Annotated in this window: 11 protein-coding genes and 1 tRNA gene; 6 read left to right on the top strand and 6 right to left on the bottom strand. The window is 64.1% G+C overall.

The features are described 5' to 3' along the window. Positions 1–14: 14 nt before the first annotated feature. Positions 15–983 (top strand): Ppx/GppA phosphatase family protein, encoded by a 969-nt coding sequence (locus tag PG2093B_RS07215; RefSeq protein WP_129897916.1) that lies wholly within the window; start codon positions 15–17, stop codon positions 981–983. A gap of 13 nt (positions 984–996) precedes the next feature. Here PG2093B_RS07215 and PG2093B_RS07210 read toward each other — a convergent pair whose 3' ends face one another. The 3 genes from PG2093B_RS07210 to PG2093B_RS07200 form a co-directional block, all read right to left on the bottom strand. Continuing rightward, positions 997–1,716 (bottom strand): DUF4391 domain-containing protein, encoded by a 720-nt coding sequence (locus PG2093B_RS07210; protein WP_129897915.1) that lies wholly within the window; start codon positions 1,714–1,716, stop codon positions 997–999. Between the two features lie 218 nt (positions 1,717–1,934). Next, entirely contained in the window at positions 1,935–3,740 is a 1,806-nt protein-coding gene (locus PG2093B_RS07205; RefSeq protein WP_129897914.1) for an Ig-like domain-containing protein, read from the bottom strand. A 195-nt stretch (positions 3,741–3,935) separates the two neighbouring features. After that, positions 3,936–4,011 (bottom strand) — tRNA-Arg (locus PG2093B_RS07200). A gap of 203 nt (positions 4,012–4,214) precedes the next feature. On the opposite strand from PG2093B_RS07200, the gene PG2093B_RS07195 reads away from it, so the two are divergent. Further along, on the top strand, positions 4,215–5,231 hold the full coding sequence (locus tag PG2093B_RS07195; RefSeq protein ID WP_129897913.1) for an endonuclease/exonuclease/phosphatase family protein: 1,017 nt from the start codon (positions 4,215–4,217) through the stop codon (positions 5,229–5,231). A gap of 7 nt (positions 5,232–5,238) precedes the next feature. Here the strand turns inward: PG2093B_RS07195 and PG2093B_RS07190 are convergent, their stop codons facing one another. Both PG2093B_RS07190 and xseA read right to left on the bottom strand, forming a co-directional pair. After that, positions 5,239–5,589: an exodeoxyribonuclease VII small subunit gene (locus PG2093B_RS07190; protein WP_129897912.1), complete on the bottom strand. Its 351-nt coding sequence runs from the start codon at positions 5,587–5,589 to the stop codon at positions 5,239–5,241. A gap of 72 nt (positions 5,590–5,661) precedes the next feature. Beyond that, positions 5,662–6,954 (bottom strand): exodeoxyribonuclease VII large subunit, encoded by a 1,293-nt coding sequence (xseA, locus tag PG2093B_RS07185; protein WP_129897911.1) that lies wholly within the window; start codon positions 6,952–6,954, stop codon positions 5,662–5,664. Between the two features lie 359 nt (positions 6,955–7,313). Here xseA and nrdD point away from each other — a divergent pair, with 359 nt between their 5' ends. Together nrdD and nrdG are read left to right on the top strand one after the other, a co-directional pair. Continuing rightward, a complete protein-coding gene (nrdD, locus tag PG2093B_RS07180) occupies positions 7,314–9,707 on the top strand; it encodes an anaerobic ribonucleoside-triphosphate reductase (RefSeq protein WP_129897910.1) in 2,394 nt (797 codons plus the stop codon). 107 nt (positions 9,708–9,814) lie between these two features. After that, a complete protein-coding gene (gene nrdG, locus PG2093B_RS07175) occupies positions 9,815–10,516 on the top strand; it encodes an anaerobic ribonucleoside-triphosphate reductase activating protein (protein ID WP_129897909.1) in 702 nt (233 codons plus the stop codon). A gap of 13 nt (positions 10,517–10,529) precedes the next feature. Here the strand turns inward: nrdG and PG2093B_RS07170 are convergent, their stop codons facing one another. Then, entirely contained in the window at positions 10,530–11,459 is a 930-nt protein-coding gene (locus PG2093B_RS07170; RefSeq protein WP_242502856.1) for a hypothetical protein, read from the bottom strand. Positions 11,460–11,793: 334 nt separating this feature from the next. Between PG2093B_RS07170 and PG2093B_RS07165 the strand changes: the two genes are divergently transcribed. Together PG2093B_RS07165 and PG2093B_RS07160 are read left to right on the top strand one after the other, a co-directional pair. Next, complete coding sequence (locus PG2093B_RS07165; protein ID WP_129898030.1) at positions 11,794–16,428, top strand: acyl-CoA dehydratase activase-related protein; 4,635 nt, start codon at positions 11,794–11,796, stop codon at positions 16,426–16,428. Positions 16,429–16,501: 73 nt separating this feature from the next. Next, complete coding sequence (locus tag PG2093B_RS07160) at positions 16,502–17,773, top strand: glutamate-cysteine ligase family protein (RefSeq protein WP_129897908.1); 1,272 nt, start codon at positions 16,502–16,504, stop codon at positions 17,771–17,773.

Below are 17,773 nucleotides of genomic sequence, written 5' to 3'. Positions count from 1 at the left end.
GGAAAAGAGGTATCATGGCGAATCTGAAACTGCGTTCCACGCGTCTGGGCGTGCTCGACATCGGTTCGAACACCGTGCATATGCTTGTGGTCGATGCGGCCGTAGGTGCGCGTCCCGAGCCGGAAGCGAGCTCGAAGACCACGGTGCGGCTCATGGACCATCTCAAAGAGGATGGCAGCATCAAGAAAAGCGCGGTGGACGCATTGCTCACCGCGGTGGACGAATCCATGCGGCTCGCCGAACAATCCAAGGTCTCGCAACTGCTTGTGCTCGCCACTTCCGCGATTCACGAGGCGCCCAACGGCAACAAGGTGCTGCACCGGCTCGAAGAAGTCATCGGGCAGCGCGTCACTGTGCTCTCTGGCGAAGACGAGGCGCGTCTGACGTTCCTCGCCGCACGCCGCTGGTACGGCTGGGACGCCGGCCGTCTATTGATGATCGACATCGGCGGCGGCTCGCTCGAAGTCGCGCTCGGCTCCGACGAGGAGCCCACCATCGCCGCCGCCGTGAACGCCGGCGCCGGCGTCGTGACGCGCGACCTGCTGCCGGGCGGCATGGCGTCGGTGAAAGACCTCGACGCGGCATACAAGAAAGTACGCAAGATGATTGCGCCGGTCGTCGACGCCGTGCCCGCCGAGGATTATTCGAGCCACGCCGTCGGCACGTCGAAGGCGATCCGTTCGCTCGCACGCCTAGCCGGCACGGTGATCCACCAGCCAGGGCGCGAGGACGCGCTGTGCGTGGAGCGCGGGCAGCTCGAGGATTGGATTCCGCGCCTCGCGGCGATTGAACCGGCCCAGCGCGCCGCACTGCCCGGCATCACGCAGGACCGCGCCATGACGATCGTGGGCGCGGGCATCATCGCCGTCGAGATCATGCGCGCGCTTGGCATCAACGAAATCGAAGTGTGCCCGTGGGCGTTGCGCGAAGGCGCGATCCTGCGCTGGATCGACCAGTACGGGCGCACGCGCTTCGGATTCTGACGGCTTGTCGCGCTTACTGCAGCGCGGCGAGTTCGTTCTTCGCCTTGTGCAGTTTGGCGTAGATCTCGTTGCGCTGCGTGGGGTTCTTTGCGCGCTTGTGGTCGGCGGTGAGCTTCGCGACCGCAGCCTCCAGCGCGCGAATGCGCTCGGCGCGGGCGATGCGCGCGTCGAGGTCCACGTGGTCGATGGAACCGAGGATCGTCTGCGAGCACAACGACGCCCACAGTTCGTCCATCGTGGCGCCGTTGACATCGAGGAACATCTCGCCGGCCGGCTCCCATGCGCTGTGGAATACGCGGAACGTGGGCGTATGCCCGGCGCGCCCGGGAATCGCGCGGCGCACGGCGAACTGGCATTCCTCGCGCGTGGTGCCCTCATGCTCGGCCGTGCGCACCACGGCGAAGAGGATGCCGGATGCGCGCTGTGAGGCGATGAGCTCGATGACATCGTCCGGCGTCTCCTGCACGCCGTCGGCCAGGCGCAGGCCCAGCACCAGGACCTCCGGCATGCGGGCGCTCGCCTCAAGACCGGTGTTCGCCGGGCGCAGCAGCGCGAGCATCGTGATCGACGCGATGCCGTGCACCAGATGCTGTTTGGTCTTCGCGGAAAGGGGAGCGGTCGGTTTCGCCGCGAACAAGCCCTTCGGCAGGGTGCCTTTCGCCGCGGGAATCGCCTGCGAGGCTTCGAATCCAAGTGTTTCGGCGGTCACGGAACCACAGGCGGCCATCGTCATTGTGGGCCTTCTTTCGTCGGTGCTACTGCTGTTTCGCCCCACTGTACCGCCCGGTGTGCGCGTGCGGCCCCGCAAGTCTCATATCGGTGGGTGCAGTGGCATGTTTTTTCTTGTACAGTATTGGAAATTCCCGGGCGTACGGTTGCGAAAAAGCCGATGTGACCTGCGCCGTCAACCAACGGCACAGGTCACATCGACTGTTCAGGGGAGGCGCGAGGTCAACGTTCAAGCAGTGCGTTCAGTCGCTGGATGAACGCGGCCATGTCCTGCCGGTAGGTGGGCGTCATGCCTTCGAAGCGCCATGTGCCATTTGGATTGCGGTAACCCTGTGCGATGCCCGACCCGCCAAGCCATTCGATTTCTCGGTAGTGTGGAGTTTGCCCTGCCACCACATCGGTGAAATCGGTCTTTGGCTTGACGCTTGATGCCTTGTGGGCGAGTTTGGCGATGCGTTCGAGGAACGCGGCCATGTCCTGACGGTAGACGAAGGTCATGCCCTCATAACGCCATGTGCCGTCGGCATTGCGGTACCCTTCGGCAATGCCTGCATGGGCGAGCCACAGGATATCCTCGGCGTGCGGGGTCCTTTCATTCACGTCAGTGAAGCGGTGCCAATCCTCTGCAGACGGCTTCCACATGCGGGAATCGCCGATGTTGCGCAGCTGGGCCTCACGCCTGAGGAATGCGGCCATGTCCTGACGGAACACCTTGCCCATGCCCAGGTAGTTGCCATCCGGGTACCCTGTGGTGATGTCGTTGTTGGCCATCCACTGGATGTCCTCATGATGGGGGGTGTCGTTGTTGACGTCTTTGAACCCGATGGTCACGGTCACGGTATCAGACTTACCGGCGGCTGTCACTGTGACTTCGACCTTTCCGGCCATATGCGCAGTGATGACGCCATCCTTCGACACGCTCAGCTTCTTGTCATCGGAGGATTTCCACGTCACGGTCTTGTCCAGCGCTTCGACGGGCAGGACGTCGGCGGTGAGCTTGTCGGTCTTGAACACGGTGATGTCGAGTTTGCCGTTTTGCACATGCGCGCCCTTGATGGCGACCTTCTCGACCTGCGGGTGCACGACGACCTTCACGGTCGCGTTCTTGCCACCCGCGCTGGCGGTGATCGTCGCGTCGCCGGTCTTGTGTGCGGTGACGGTGCCGTCGGCCGCGACCGATGCGACCTTGTCATCGGAGGACTTCCAGGTCACCTTACGGTCGGTGGCATTGGCAGGGGAGACAGTTGCATTCAGTTTCGAAGAAGAGAGCGCTGACATACGCAAGATGCCGTTGCTTACCGCATCTCCTTGGATGGTGACGGTGTCGACAGGGCGTTTGGCTACCGTAACCGTAATCGAAGTGGACTTGCCGCCTGCCGTGGCGGTGATTTTCGCGGTGCCGAGCTTGCGTGCGGTGAGTTCGTGACCGTTGACCGATACGACTGACGGATCGGAACTCGTCAATGTGACGTTTTGATTGGTTGCGTTGCTCGGGGAAACATAGGTGGACAACGTCGTGGAATCCCCGACATACATGGAGAGATCATTTTCGCGGATATGTACGGAGTCCACTGGGATGACCCGGACGGTGACATGCACCGTGGATGAATAATCGCCAATGTGGAGGGTGATATCGGCTTCACCTGCAGCATGGCCTTGAATGGCGCCTTCAATCTGTACCATCGTCCGTGAGTAGCTACCGAAAGAGATGGTGCTTGTTCGGGTAGCCGTTGTATATGCGGAGGCAACTTGATTATCGGATGACGACCACCAGGCACTGGAATTTCCGTTGTAGATGGTTACGGAATCCGAAGTGACGTTTTCCGTAGTATATACACCCATCGTGAGTTGGTTTCCGAGGATATTAGCACCCTGTATTGAGAAATCGTTGTTTCGAGCTTGTGCACTCTGCGTGGTGGTTGTTACCGTTTCGGCATCCACTGCGTAAGCGGCGGACATGGTAAGACTGGCGGTGAGACAACATGCAAGAGTAACCCCAACCATTGTTCTGATTTTTTGTGACAGCATTTCGACTCCTTCTCCAGTGTCGACATTGACTGAATTACTGCATGGACTGCATTGGAAAGTCTACTCTACGTACTAACTACCATCAAAATGGACATGTGGGGCAAACTGTGTTAATTGCAATGGGTAATCGGCCGTTAGGTCTGTTGGGTCTCAAGGACTGCCAAAACGCCGTGCCGCACCAAGAGCCACGGCATATGGTGCCCCAGATCGGATTCGAACCGACGACACCCGCTTTAGGAGAGCGGTGCTCTATCCACTGAGCTACCAGGGCAAACAACCTGCCATTATACACAGCGCCACGGCCTGTGGCCAGCGCTGTGGTTTTCGGCGCGCTGCGAATCATTCGCGGGGAGGATGGCGCCGGTCGGGCGGCCGCGGGTACCGTGGGTGGCATGCGGCCGGTGGACCCAGGCGGGCGAGCCGGCCATATGCTGTCGATGTAAGTTCGCACAACCGCCCGCAAGGAGGCACCATATGGCATCGCGTAGGCACCCTGTTCTGGCTTCCGTAGGGGCCCTGTTCGCACTCGTCGCATTGCTCGGCTGCGCGGCCCGTCTGCTGCCAGAAGACATGCAGGCGCTGCCGTATGTGCCGTATGTGATCGCGTTGAGTCCGTGGTTCGCGCTCGCCGCGGTGGTCTCGCTCGTCTGCGCGTGCATTGCACACCGTTGGTTCACCGCCGCGGTGGCCGTGGCGTGCATCGTGCTGCAGGGCTATTGGCAGCTGCCGTTCTACCGCAACGGCGAGCCGCTCGGCGCGCAGGCCATCGCCGCGGTGGCGCAGGCCAAACCCGCCACCGACGACGCGTTCGCGCGCGTGATGACGTGCAATGTGTACAAGGGCGCCGCCGACCCGCAGGCGATCGTCGACGCGGTGCGCGACCAGCATATCGAGGTGCTCGCGCTGCAGGAGACCACGCCGCAGTTCGTGCAGCGGCTTGAGCAGGCGGGCATCGGGGATTACCTGCCCTATGCGGTCAGCGCGTCGTCGGATGGTACGTACGGCAACGGTCTGTGGTCCGCGCAGCCGTTGCGGCAGCCGGCCGACGCGGAGTTCCCGTCGAGCGCCTCGGCCATGCCCGCCGGCACTCTCCGCTTTGACAACGGCGCGCTGCCGGTGCGGTTCGTCAGTGTGCACACCACGTCGCCCACCGCGCAGTCGTGGGACCTGTGGCGCAAGTCACTCACCGAGATGCAGCAACTGACCGCGCGCACCGGCACACAATACGTGCTCATGGGCGATTTCAACGCGACCTACGACCACGCGGTGTTCCGCGACCTGCTCGGCTCGCGGTTCCAGGACGCGGCGCGCGCGAGCGGCCACGGCCTTGTATTCAGCTGGCCCGCCGACAAACCGTGGCTGCCGGCGTTCTCGGGCATCGACCACATCGTCACCGAACGTGGTGTGGTCGTCGGACAGGTCAGCACGGTGCGCATCGGTGGCTCGGATCACCGCGCACTGCTCGCCACGCTCGACTTCACGCGCCGCTAGCGGCCGATTACTGCAGGTTTTCCTGCGTGCCGGCCGTGCTCGCGGTCTGCGCCTGCTGCGCCTGTGCGGCGTCGAGGCGCGCGCGCACGTCGGCGAGCAGGGACTCGGCACGCTGGGCGAGCGCCTCGCCGATCTCCCACTGGCGCATCGACTGGTCGAGGCTCAGGCCGCCGTTCTCCAGTGCGCGCACGGCCTGCACGAGCTTGTCGCGCGCCTCCTCGTACGGCATGGCGGCGATGAGGTCGCGTTCCTCCTGGGTCAGGCTCGTGGCCGCCTGCGGTGCGGGCTGCGCGGTGTTGGTGGATTCGTCGCCGGTGATGGTCTCTTCGGTCTGCGTGATTTCGATGTCGTCTGCCATGGTGTCTCCTTGGGATGTGTGATGTATGTGGATTGGATTGCGGTTGTTAGGGATTGTTCTGGGTCGGCGTGTTTAGACGTGCGTGGCTTGGGCCTGCGCCACCACGGTGCCGTGGCGCAGGGTGATTGTCAGCTCGTCGCCCACATGCACATCGCCTGCGTCGTCGACCACATGGCCGCTGGCGTTCTGCAGCACCGCGTAGCCGCGGTCGAGCGTCGACTGGGGGCTCAACGCGGTCAGCGTGGCCTTGAGCTTCTCCACATGCATCTGCGCATCGTCCACGATGCGCGTCAGCCCGATGCGCATCGCGCGCACGGCGTCGGCGATGTCGCGTTCGTGGGATTCGACCATCGTCTGCGGGTGGGTCAGGCTCGGGCGGTTCACATATCCCTCGATCAGGCGCGACTCGTTGTCCACCATCGCGCGCATGCGCATGCTCATCGTGCCGATCGCGCTCGCGACGAGCTGCTGCTGTTCGCGCACGTCGGGCACCACGCGTTTGGCGGCGTCGGTGGGGGTGGAGGCGCGCATGTCGGACGCCAAGTCGATGAGCGTCCAGTCGTCCTCATGCCCGACCGCCGAGATGATCGGCGTCACGCAGGCGGCGGTGGCGCGCACCACGCGTTCGTCGGAGAATCCGATGAGGTCTTCGAAACTGCCGCCGCCGCGCGCCACGATGATTACGTCCACCGCCGGGTCGGCGTCGAGCTCCTGGATGGCCTGCACCACTTCGGCGGGGCATTGCGGGCCCTGCACATGCGCGTATTTGACGGCGAAGTGCACGATGGGCCAGCGCAGGTTGACGTTCGTGATGATGTCGCCCTCCGCGCGGGCTCCGGGGCCGCACACGATGCCGATCGTCGTGGGGAATTCGGGGATCGGCACTTTGTTGGATTCGTCGAACAGGCCTTCGCCCTTGAGCTTCTTGCGCAGTTCGTCGATCTGCTCCTTGATGCCGCCGGAACCGATGCGCCGGATGTCGTCGGCGCGGAAGCTCAGGCGCGTCGATTTGACCCACAGATCGGCCTGCCCGTGCATGACCACGCGGTCGCCCTGCTGGAACGCGCGCGCCTTCTGTGCGAACGCGCCGAAGCCGAGCGCGGAGATCGACACCTCCTGGAAGCTGTCACGCAACGTCAGGTACACCGTGCCGGTGCGCCGCGCGTTGATCTCGATGATCTGCCCCTCGATCCATGCGGCGGGCCAGCGTTCCACGGCGTCGTGGAAATGCTGGCTCAGCAGCGAGACCGGCCACGGGTTTTCGGGGGTCGTGTCGCGCGCGAACCTGGGCAGCTCGTCGGGCGTGCGCGGCCTGTCGAGCGGCGAGCCGGCGCCGCCCGAGCCATTGTTGTTGTTCCAAACCATACTGACTAGATTCCATCAGCGAACGGACATCGTCAAGGCGCGCAATGCGGCGTGTCGGTTGGTTTTCCCGGCCAGCGAACGCACCGGCGCGCACCTCGGCCGGGCGCTTGGGATACCATAGGCTCGCGTGGATTTCCGCACGGCGAACAAGGTGGTTCGTGATGAGTATCACACGCATGACATTTGGGGCGGAATTTCAACGAAAACCCAAGATATGGGTCATTTGCCGGCGCGTTGTACTAGATATGGGGGGTGGCTTTGGCGTACAGTTCTGTCAGGCAAGTATGGCGCCCCACCGCAGCGGGCGCTTCGGCAACACGGCCGGGTGGCACCGGTCCCTTAAGAGAACAGGAAAGCGCATGGAAGCTCAGGTCATGGACGCCCCGCGGACACAGGCAAGGAACGCGACCACGGTGTTGGTCGAAAAGCGCGATGGTCGCATCGTGGATTTCGACCCCGTCAACATCGTCGAAGCCGTCAAGTCCGCCTTCGCGGACCTCGACAAAGAAGTCGGGCCCGAAGAGGAGCGCATGATCCGCGACCTGGCCAGCCAGGTGGAAGGCGAAATCAAGGAACGCTACAACGGTCCCGCCAAGATCGAAGACATCCAGAACCTTGTGGAGCACGCGCTCATCGAGGACCACCTGTACGAAGTGGCGCGCACCTACACCAACTACCGCCTCAACAAAGACATCGAGCGAGCCAAGGCCACTGACATCAACGAGGCCGTCAAGCGCCTCGTCAACCGCGACGAGTCGCTCGTGCGCGAAAACGCGAACAAGGACTCGAACGTCTACGCCACGCAACGCGACCTGCTCGCCGGCGCCGTCTCCAAGGCATCCGCGTTCTCGATGCTGCCCGACGCGGTGGCGAACGCGCACATGAAGGGCGACATCCATTTCCACGACGCCGACTATTCGCCGTTCACGTCGATGAACAACTGCTCGCTGCCCGATTTCGGCGACATGCTGCGCCACGGGTTCGCGCTCGGCAACGCGATGATGGATTCGCCGAAGTCCATCGGCACCGCCGCCACGCAGATCACGCAGATCATCAAGGACATCGCGGGCGCGCAGTACGGCGGCCAGACCGTCAACCGCGCCGACGAGATGCTCGAGGACTACGCGAAGCGCGATTATGCGAAGAACATGGACATGGCCCGCGCCATGATCCCCGATTCGACGCCGATCGCCGTGGCCGAAGACATGGTGCGCGGCCTCAAGGAGCAGGAGCCGCGCTGGCTGCACTTCGAGAACCGCGAGCCGCTGCCGATGGACGAGGCGTTCGACAAGGACCTGCCCGAACTCGACCAGCTGCGTGAGGTCTACGCGAAGATCATGACGCGCAAGGCCATCTACGACGCGATGCAGACGATGGAATACCAGATCAACTCGAACCGCGTCTCGAACGGCCAGACGCCGTTCGTTACGGTCGGCTTCGGCCTGGGCACGAGCTGGTTCGCCCGCGAGATCCAGCGCGCGATCCTGCTCAACCGCATCCGCGGCCTGGGCAAGGACCGCCACACGGCGATCTTCCCCAAGCTCGTCTTCACGATCAAGCACGGCGTCAACGCCGACCAGGGCGACCCGAACTACGACTTGAAGCAGCTTGCGCTCGAATGCTCGACGAAGCGCATGTACCCCGACGTGGTGTTCTACGACAACATCGTGAAGATCACCGGCTCGTTCAAGGCCCCGATGGGCTGCCGTTCGTTCCTGCAGGGATGGATCGACCCGCAGACGGGCGAGGATGTCGAAGACGGCCGCATGAATCTGGGCGTCGTCACGGTCAACGTGCCGCGCATCGCGCTCGAATCGCACGGCGACGTGAACCGCTTCTGGCGCCTGTTCGACGAGCGCATGGAGACCGCGCACCAGGCGCTGCAGTTCCGCATCATGCGCTGCAAGCAGGCCACGCCGGTCAACGCGCCGACGCTGTTCCGTTACGGCGCGTTCGGCCGACTGGACGCGAACGACAACGTCGACCAGCTGTTCCGCAACGAGCGCGCCACCGTCTCGCTCGGCTACATCGGTCTGTATGAGACGACCGCGGTCTTCTACGGCAAGAACTGGATGCGCGACCACGGCTGGGACCCGCAGGGCAAGGAGTTCGCGCTCGAGATCGTGCGCCGCATGAACCAGCTGTGCAAGGACTGGTCCGCCGCCGAAGGCTACCACTATTCGGTGTACTCGACGCCGGCCGAATCGCTCACCGACCGCTTCAACCGCATGGACCGCGACAAGTTCGGCGAGGTCGAGGGCGTGACCGACCACGACTTCTACACGAACTCGTTCCACTACCCGGTGTGGCTGCAGCCCACGCCGATGGAGAAGCTCGACTACGAGAAGGACTTCCCGTACTACGCTTCGGGCGGCTTCATCAACTACTGCGAGTTCCCGTGCCTGCAGGCCAACCCGAAGGCGCTCGAGGCCGTGTGGGACTACGCGTACAACATCGGCATCGGCTACCTCGGCACCAACACCCCGATTGACCACTGCTTCGAATGCGGCTTCGAAGGAGACTTCGAGCCGACCGAAGAGGGCTTCAAGTGCCCTGAGTGCGGCAATTCCGACCCGGACAAGTGCAATGTGACAAAGCGCACGTGCGGCTACTTGGGCAACCCGGTGCAGCGCCCGATGGTGCACGGACGCCACGAGGAGATCGCCCACCGCGTCAAGCACATGGCTGGTGAGACCGGCCGCGTCACGCTCGGCAACGGCGAGACGCGCGAATGGTTCGAGGAAACGAAGTAAACGCACGCGCATAGCGCGACCGGCAGGGCGGCACATCCGCGGTGAACGCGGGATGTGCCGCCCTGTGTCATGATGGATGCAGATTGGGCATGGAGGAGCAGGAACGCATGGTACAGGCAGGCACACGCCACGATTTCGTCAAAACCAAGGAATACCGGGGCCCATCGGTGCCGAGCCCGTTGACGAACAACCCGCGCGCGGGGCAGTGGACGAATGCGATGAGCCACAACATGATCGCCGACTACAAGCGGTTCCTCATGACCGACGGCGAAGGCATCCGCTGCTCGCTGTATGTGTCGGGCTGCCCGTTCCACTGCGAGGGCTGCTACAACTCGTCGATCTGGGATTTCCAGGCGGGCCACGAATACAACGAGAAGCTCGAGGCGCAGATCATGGACGACCTTGCGCAGGGCTTCGTGCAGGGCATCACGTTCCTCGGCGGCGAACCGCTGCTCAACACCGGCGTGCTGCTGCCGCTCGCCCGCAAGATCCGCGAACGCTTCGGCCACACGAAAGACATCTGGTGCTGGACCGGCTACACGTGGGAGGAGCTCATGCGCGAAGGGGAGAGCCCCGACAAGCTCGACCTGCTGCGCGAGATCGACATCCTCGTCGACGGCCGGTACATCAAGACGCTGCATGACTCGTTGCTGCAGTTCCGTGGTTCGTCAAACCAGCGGATTATCGACGTTCCCGCAAGCCTTGAGCGCGGCGAGGTCGTCATCTGGAGCAAGCTGCACGACCAAGAGCGCTTCATTCCAGAAATCTACGGCCATGAGCGTGCCGCCGGCGAAGGCGACGCGAGCTGACGCGCGCGGCACGCTAGTCCGCTTTGGACGCTTGCGTGTCGATCCACGTGTTTACCGCGTCGATCGCCTCATTGATCGTCACCTCGGCCGCTTTGTACACCTTGGAATCCTTGATGCCCGAGTCGTCGATGAGCCGTTGGCCGGCGTCGACCGCCTTCTGCAGCGCGCCGGTCAGGTATGACCCGACGGCCGAGCCGTCGTAGTGCTCACGCACGTCGTCGAGCACGTCGCCGGCGCGGTCGAGCGCGGACTGCAATCCGCTTTTCGCGCTGTCGGCGGCGTCGCCGGCCGCCTCGCCCGCCTTGTCGAGCGTATCGGAGGCGCCCTGCTTGAGGCTCTCGCCACTGAGTGCGTCATCCACCTTGTCCTTCGCCTTCTGCTCGATCTGCTTCGTGGACTCGCGCAGCGAATCCGTGGCGCTGGTGAGCGTGTCTGCGACCAGATTGAGTTGGATGACCGTCGCGTTGGTGGCACACCCCTCGTCCGAGACCGTGCCCTCGGCGGCGGTCGCGGCCTTCGCCACCGCGTCGAGAATGTCGTCCACACCCAGCACATTGCGGATGAACCGCTGGATTGCCGGCGAATCATCGCTTGTGGCGAGCAACGCCTTGCGCGCGTCACTGAACTCACTGACCGCCGTACGGCAACGGGCGAGCGCCTCGGAATGCTTGTGGCTGTACACCACGCCGCCGATCACCGCGCCGATCAGCGCGATGAGCGCGATCACCGCCACCACAATCGGCCACGTTTTGTGCTTGGGCGGTTGCGGCGCCGGCGCCCCACCCACCGCATAGCTCGGCGGCGCCGCCTGCGCCGCGCTCGCACGGATTGCATCGACCGGCAGCGCCTGCGTGGCCGGCTCCTCCTCGAACTGCTCCATCGCGATGTCGATGCGCTGCGTGGGGTGCAGCTGCCCATCCCCATCTGTGTTCCGACCGCTCATCCCAGCCTCGTTTCTCGCGCCATCGTCGAAAGGGCGGACTGCCGGGCGCAATGGCGCGCGTGTATCGGTTAGAGAAAGTATAGGTGAGTGTTCATGCAGTGAGCCGCACGCTGAACCGGCCCTTCACAACGTACCCGCTCGGCACTAAGATAATCGGATTATTGACGTTGGGGCGGCGCGCGCGGAACACAAGGCGACCATGCGCGCGCCCGCACCAGCACGCCCGAAGATGAACGAGGTATCGATGGTTCAGACGGCACCCGAACGCATGCCGAACGACAACACAACACCCACGCAGCACACCAGCCAAGCCGCACAGCCGGCCGGCCACGGCATGCGTGGGTCCGCCGCGCGCCCGCTGCGCGTCGGCCTCGACATCGGCTCGACGACAGTGAAGGCTGTCGTGCTCGACGATTCCGACGCGCTCGGCGAGACGCTGTTCGCCGACTACCGCCGCCACCACGCGAACGTGCGCGCCACGATGGAGGGGCTGCTGCGCGACATCCGCGCCAAGCTCGCCGAACTGGGCCGCGCGGACGAGCCGATCGCGCTCGCCATCACCGGATCGGGCGGCCTCGCGCTCGCCGACGCGATCCATGTGCCGTTCGTGCAGGAGGTCATCGCGGAGACGCGCGCGATCGACCAGGACGTGCCGCAGGCCGACGTGATCATTGAACTCGGCGGCGAAGACGCCAAGATCACGTATCTCAAGCCCACGCCCGAACAGCGCATGAACGGCTCGTGCGCCGGCGGCACCGGCGCGTTCATCGACCAGATGAGCACGTTGCTCGACACCGACGCCGCCGGACTCAACGCGATGGCGAAGGACTACACCACGCTGTACCCGATCGCGTCGCGCTGTGGCGTGTTCGCGAAGACGGACCTGCAGCCGCTCATCAACGACGGTGCCGCCAAACCCGACCTCGCCGCGTCGATCTTCACCGCCGTGGCCACGCAGACGATCGCCGGCCTCGCCTCGGGCCGGCCAATTCACGGCACGGTCGTGTTCCTCGGCGGACCGCTGTTCTTCATGAGCGAGCTGCGCGAAGCGTTCCGCCGCGCGCTCGACGGCAAGGCCGACGAATTCGTCACGCCCGCCGACGCGCACCTGTACGTCGCGTACGGAGCCGCGCTCATCGCGGGCGAATCCGACCAGATCGAGCACGCTGAGGACTATCCGGCGCGTTCGGCCGACGACATCATCGCCGCACTCGAACACCTGAGCACACTGCCGGCGAACACCGCCACGATGCCGCCGCTGTTCGCCAACCGTGCCGAACGTGAGGCGTTCGACGCGCGCCACCACCGCGAGCACGTGCACATCGGCACGCTCGAAGGCGCACGCGGACCGCACTTTTTGGGCATCGACGCCGGATCGACCACGATCAAGGCCACGCTCGTCAACGACGACCGCGAGATCGTCTGGTCGTCATACGCCACGAACGACGGCAGCCCGCTGACCGCCGCGATCGAGATCGTGCGCACGATCGAACACGACCTGCCCGAAGGCGCCTGGATCGCGCGCAGCTGCGCCACCGGCTACGGCGAAGGGCTCATCGCCACCGGCCTGCATCTCGACGAAGGCGTGGTGGAGACGATGGCCCACTACCGCGGCGCCGAAATGGTGAGCCAAGGCGTCACCGCCGTCATCGACATCGGCGGCCAGGACATGAAATACCTGGCCGTCGACGACGGTGTGATCGATTCGATCGCCGTCAACGAAGCCTGCTCATCGGGCTGCGGGTCGTTCCTGCAGACCTTCGCGCGGTCGATGGGACTGACCATCGAGGAGTTCACGCAGGCGGCGCTCGCCTCCGAACACCCCGTGGATCTGGGCTCGCGGTGCACGGTGTTCATGAACTCGAGCGTCAAGCAGGCGCAGAAAGAGGGCGCGAGCATCGAGGACATCGCCGCCGGCCTGTGCTATTCCGTCGTGCGCAATGCACTGTACAAGGTCATCAAACTGCGCGATTCGGGCGAGCTCGGCAGCACGGTCGTGGTGCAGGGCGGCACGTTCCTCAACGACGCCGTGCTGCGCGCGTTCGAACTGCTCACCGAACGCGAGGTGACGCGCCCCAACATCGCCGGACTCATGGGCGCCTACGGCGCCGCACTCACCGCGCGCATGCACTACGATGACATCGCCGACGACACGGACGGCGACACCGACGACGCCGGCGCACATGTCGCGCGCATCGACGGCGTGGACCACACCATCTCGAGCATCCTGCACGGCGTGGCCCTCGACGAGCTGTCGATGACGACCGAACGTGACGTGTGCAAACTGTGCCAGAACCACTGCAAGCTCACCATCACCACATTCCACGACGGGTCGCGCTATGTGACCGGCAACCGGTGCGAACGCGGCGGCGACGCCAAACGCAAACGCAGCGACCGGCCCAACCTGTACGACTTCAAATACAAGCGCGCCTTCGCCTACCGCCGCCTGACCGACAAGAAGGCCACGCGCGGTGAGATCGGCATACCCCGCGTGCTCAACATGTACGAGAACTACCCGTTCTGGTTCACGCTGCTCACCAGCCTCGGATTCAAAGTCGTCATCTCCGGACGCTCCAACCACGAACTGTTCGAAACCGGCATCGAATCCATCGCGTCCGAAAACATCTGCTACCCGGCGAAACTTGTGCACGGGCACATCAAGTGGCTCCTCAACAAAGGCATCCACACGATCTTCTACCCATGCGTCTCGTTCGAAGACGACCTGGTGCCCGAAGCTGACAACCACTACAACTGCCCGGTCGTAGCCAACTACCCCGTGGTCATCGGCGCCAACATGCCCGAACTGCGTGCGGACGGCATACGGTTCATGCGCCCCTACTTCAACCTCTCCAAGCACAGCCTCATGGTCGACCGCATCGTCGAGGAATTCGCATGGGCCGGCGTGACGCGCGAGGAGGCCGAAGCAGCCGTCGCCGCCGCCTACGCCGAAGACACCGTGTTCAAACACGATGTGCAGCAGGAAGGCGTGCGCGCGCTCGCCTACATGAAGGAGCACAACTGCCGCGGCATCGTGCTCGCCGGGCGCCCCTACCACGTGGACCCCGAAGTCAACCACGGCATCCCCGAGACGATCTGCTCGCTCGGCATGGTCGTGCTCTCCGAAGACTCCGTGAGCTGGCTCGACCCCAACGACGTGCCAGCACTCACCGCATACCTCGACGAAGATGAGACCGACCCGGCCGCCCACACGAGCGAAGGGTTCCGGCACGTCGAAGACCGCAAGGTCACCACCATGCCGCTGCGCGTCATGAACCAGTGGGCCTACCACGCGCGCCTCTACCGCGCCGCGCACTTCGTGGCCTCGTGGCCCGGACTCGAACTCGTGCAACTCAACTCGTTCGGCTGCGGCCTCGACGCCGTGACGACCGACCAGGTGTCCGAGATCCTCGCCGACAAAGCCGACGTGTACACCATGCTCAAAATCGACGAAGTCTCCAATCTTGGCGCCGCCAAAATCCGCCTGCGCTCGCTCAAAGCCGCCGTCGAGGAACGCGAACGCAACGCCCGGCTCGCCGCTACGCCCGCAGCCGGTGCCTTCCGGCACACCGGCACCGCAGCGCCCACACCCGGCCGGCAGATCCTGCTCGACGCCGTCATGGGCCAGCAGGCCGGCGCCGGCGCCCAGCAGAACCGGCACAGCGCCACCATGAGCGCCTACGCCAACCGCGTGCCCTTCGGCAAGGACATGCGCCGCGACTACACCATCGTCGCCCCGCAGATGAGCCCCATCCACTTCCGGCTCGTCGAAGCGGCCATACGCGCCTCCGGATACAAATTCGACGTGCTCGAACACGCCAGCAAAACCGACGTGGAGACCGGCCTCAAATACGTGAACAACGACGCCTGCTACCCGGCGATCATGACCGTAGGCCAGCTCGTCGAGGCCATCAAATCCGGGCGGTACAACCCGGACACCACGGCGCTCGCGATCTCGCAGACCGGCGGCATGTGCCGCGCCACGAACTACTTCGCGCTCATCCGCAAGGCGCTCGTGGATGCAGGCTACCCGCAGATCCCCGTGATCGCGATCTCCACGCAAGGTTTTGTGGACAATCCCGGCTTCACGCCCACAGTGCCGTTGCTGCACCGTGCGGCGAAGTCGCTTGTCATCGGCGACCTGCTCATGAAGTGCCTGTACCGTGTGCGCCCGTACGAGGCGAATCCGGGTTCCGCGAACCGCCTGTACGAGCGGTGGAACGTGATCGTGCGCGAGACGCTGCTCAACCACGGCATGTCGAAGACCGCGAAGATGCTGTACGGCAACGCATACTGGCCGTATGCCAAGCTCGTGGCGAAGATCGTGGAGACCTTCGACGCGCTGCCGCTCAAGGACGTCGAGCGCAAGGTGCGTGTCGGTGTGGTGGGCGAGATCCTCGTGAAATACCAGCCCGACGCCAACAACCACGTGGTCGAGGTGATCGAGTCGCAGGACTGTGAGGCCGTGGTGCCCGGCATCATCGACTTCATGACGATGCGCCCGTACATCAACGAATGGAACGAGCACCATCTGGGAACGGGGCGCAACAAGGCGCTGTACACGGCGTTCAAAGGCGTGATCCACGCCTACATGAACCCGGTGAACCGCGCGCTTGAGGCGAGCGGCGGCAAATTCGACAAGGACCTGCCGATGGACCAGCTCGTGGCCAAGGCGCAGACCGTCACGTCGATCGGCGTGCAGGCCGGCGAAGGCTGGCTGCTCACGGGCGAGATCGTGGAGCTCATCGAATCGGGCTGCCCCAACATCATCTGTGCACAGCCGTTCGCGTGCCTGCCAAACCATGTCACGGGCCGTGGCATGTTCGGCAAGATCCGTCGGCTCTACCCGCAGGCGAACATCGTCTCGATCGACTACGACCCCGGCGCGAGCGAGGCGAACCAGCTCAACCGCATCAAACTGATGATCGCCGCGGCGAAGAAGAACGCCGCAGCCGGCCGAACCGGCGCGTGAATTGTGCACATTATAGGGATTTTTTAGAACAAACGCGCCGTGTCCGCGTGCGCGCGCGTTACTATGGGCACTTATGACGACACCACGAGTTTCCTACGCGCATCTGCTGGTTCAGCCGAATCCGCGCCACGTGCGCAGTCTTGTACGATTCTTCGAGGAGGGGTGCTCCACGCCTGGCACCGGGGGCTTCGGCGTGGAGATCGAACATCTGCCCGTGCACAACAGCGACGACACGGCGGTCACCTACGGCGAGCCGAACGGCGTGGAGGAACTGCTGCGCCGCCTGCGCCCGTACTACGACCCCGCGCAGGAATACTGGCAGGACGACCACCTCGTCGGGCTCGCGCGCGAGGGAATCTCCATCTCGCTCGAACCGGGCGGGCAGATCGAGACGTCGATCGGCATTCTGCGCAAACCCGAGGATCTGCTCGAACTGCACGGGCAGTTCATGCGCGAAGCCGCACCGATCCTCGACGAGCTCGATTTCCGCCTGGTGAACTACGGCTACCAGCCAAAGAGCTCATACGCGGACATCCCGCTCAACCCCAAACTGCGCTACGCCGCGATGAACGAGTACCTGGGGCGCATCGGGCAGTTCGGCCCGTGCATGATGCGCGCATCCGCCTCCACGCAGGTGAGCATCGACTATACAAGCGAACGCGACGCGATCGACAAGATGCGCCTCGGCACCGCGATCGGCCCGATCCTCGCATGGTTCTTTCGCAATACGCCATATTTCGAAGGCGCGCCGAACCCGTGGCCGTTGTGCCGCCAGCGTATGTGGGACTACCTCGACGTGCAACGTACCAACGTGACGCCGGGCCTGTACGACGAGCGGTTCAGCTGGGAGGATTACGCGGCGGACGTGCTGAGCACCCCGCTCATGTTCGCCGACCTGACCCACACGCCGGAAGCGGAAGGTGCGTCCGTGCACGGCATCGAATTCGCCGCGTTCTACACGACCGCGGCCGACCTATACCCGGACCGCGAGCTCAACGCGTACGAGATCAACCACGTGCTCTCCACGCACTTCAACGACGTGCGTTTGAAGAACTTCATCGAGATGCGGCACTGGGACTCACTGCCGATCGAGCGCGCGGAATTGCTCACACAGATCGTGAGCAACCTGTTCTACGATGTGGAGCGCCGCAACAGCCTCGAATCGTACTTCAGCGGACTGACCGGCGAAGACGTGCACGCCGCAAAGGCCGTGCTGCAGGCGCGCGGGGGAGAGGCGAAGCCCTACGACCAGCCGATGGAGTATTGGGCCGAGGTGCTGGGCGTAGGGGATGCGCTGGCGGATGTGCCGGGCGACGCGAAGTGGCCGGAGGTGCGACAGGGGTAA

Origin of the sequence: Bifidobacterium pseudolongum subsp. globosum (genome assembly GCF_004155535.1) — a bacterium.
GTDB lineage: Bacteria > Actinomycetota > Actinomycetes > Actinomycetales > Bifidobacteriaceae > Bifidobacterium > Bifidobacterium pseudolongum_C.
The sequence above is the reverse complement of the archived record's forward strand: the minus strand, read 5'-3'. Positions and strand labels throughout refer to the sequence as shown.

Bases quoted from the DNA above. Each gene is read 5' to 3' on its own strand.
- PG2093B_RS07165 (WP_129898030.1), top strand. From the start codon at position 11,794: ATGCGTGGGTCCGCCGCGCGCCCGCTGCGCGTCGGCCTCGACATCGGC.
- xseA (WP_129897911.1), bottom strand. From the start codon at position 6,954: ATGGTTTGGAACAACAACAATGGCTCGGGCGGCGCCGGCTCGCCGCTC.
- PG2093B_RS07170 (WP_242502856.1), bottom strand. From the start codon at position 11,459: ATGAGCGGTCGGAACACAGATGGGGATGGGCAGCTGCACCCCACGCAG.
- PG2093B_RS07195 (WP_129897913.1), top strand. From the start codon at position 4,215: ATGGCATCGCGTAGGCACCCTGTTCTGGCTTCCGTAGGGGCCCTGTTC.
- PG2093B_RS07160 (WP_129897908.1), top strand. From the start codon at position 16,502: ATGACGACACCACGAGTTTCCTACGCGCATCTGCTGGTTCAGCCGAAT.
- PG2093B_RS07205 (WP_129897914.1), bottom strand. From the start codon at position 3,740: ATGCTGTCACAAAAAATCAGAACAATGGTTGGGGTTACTCTTGCATGT.
- nrdD (WP_129897910.1), top strand. From the start codon at position 7,314: ATGGAAGCTCAGGTCATGGACGCCCCGCGGACACAGGCAAGGAACGCG.
- PG2093B_RS07190 (WP_129897912.1), bottom strand. From the start codon at position 5,589: ATGGCAGACGACATCGAAATCACGCAGACCGAAGAGACCATCACCGGC.
- PG2093B_RS07210 (WP_129897915.1), bottom strand. From the start codon at position 1,716: ATGACGATGGCCGCCTGTGGTTCCGTGACCGCCGAAACACTTGGATTC.
- PG2093B_RS07215 (WP_129897916.1), top strand. From the start codon at position 15: ATGGCGAATCTGAAACTGCGTTCCACGCGTCTGGGCGTGCTCGACATC.
- nrdG (WP_129897909.1), top strand. From the start codon at position 9,815: ATGGTACAGGCAGGCACACGCCACGATTTCGTCAAAACCAAGGAATAC.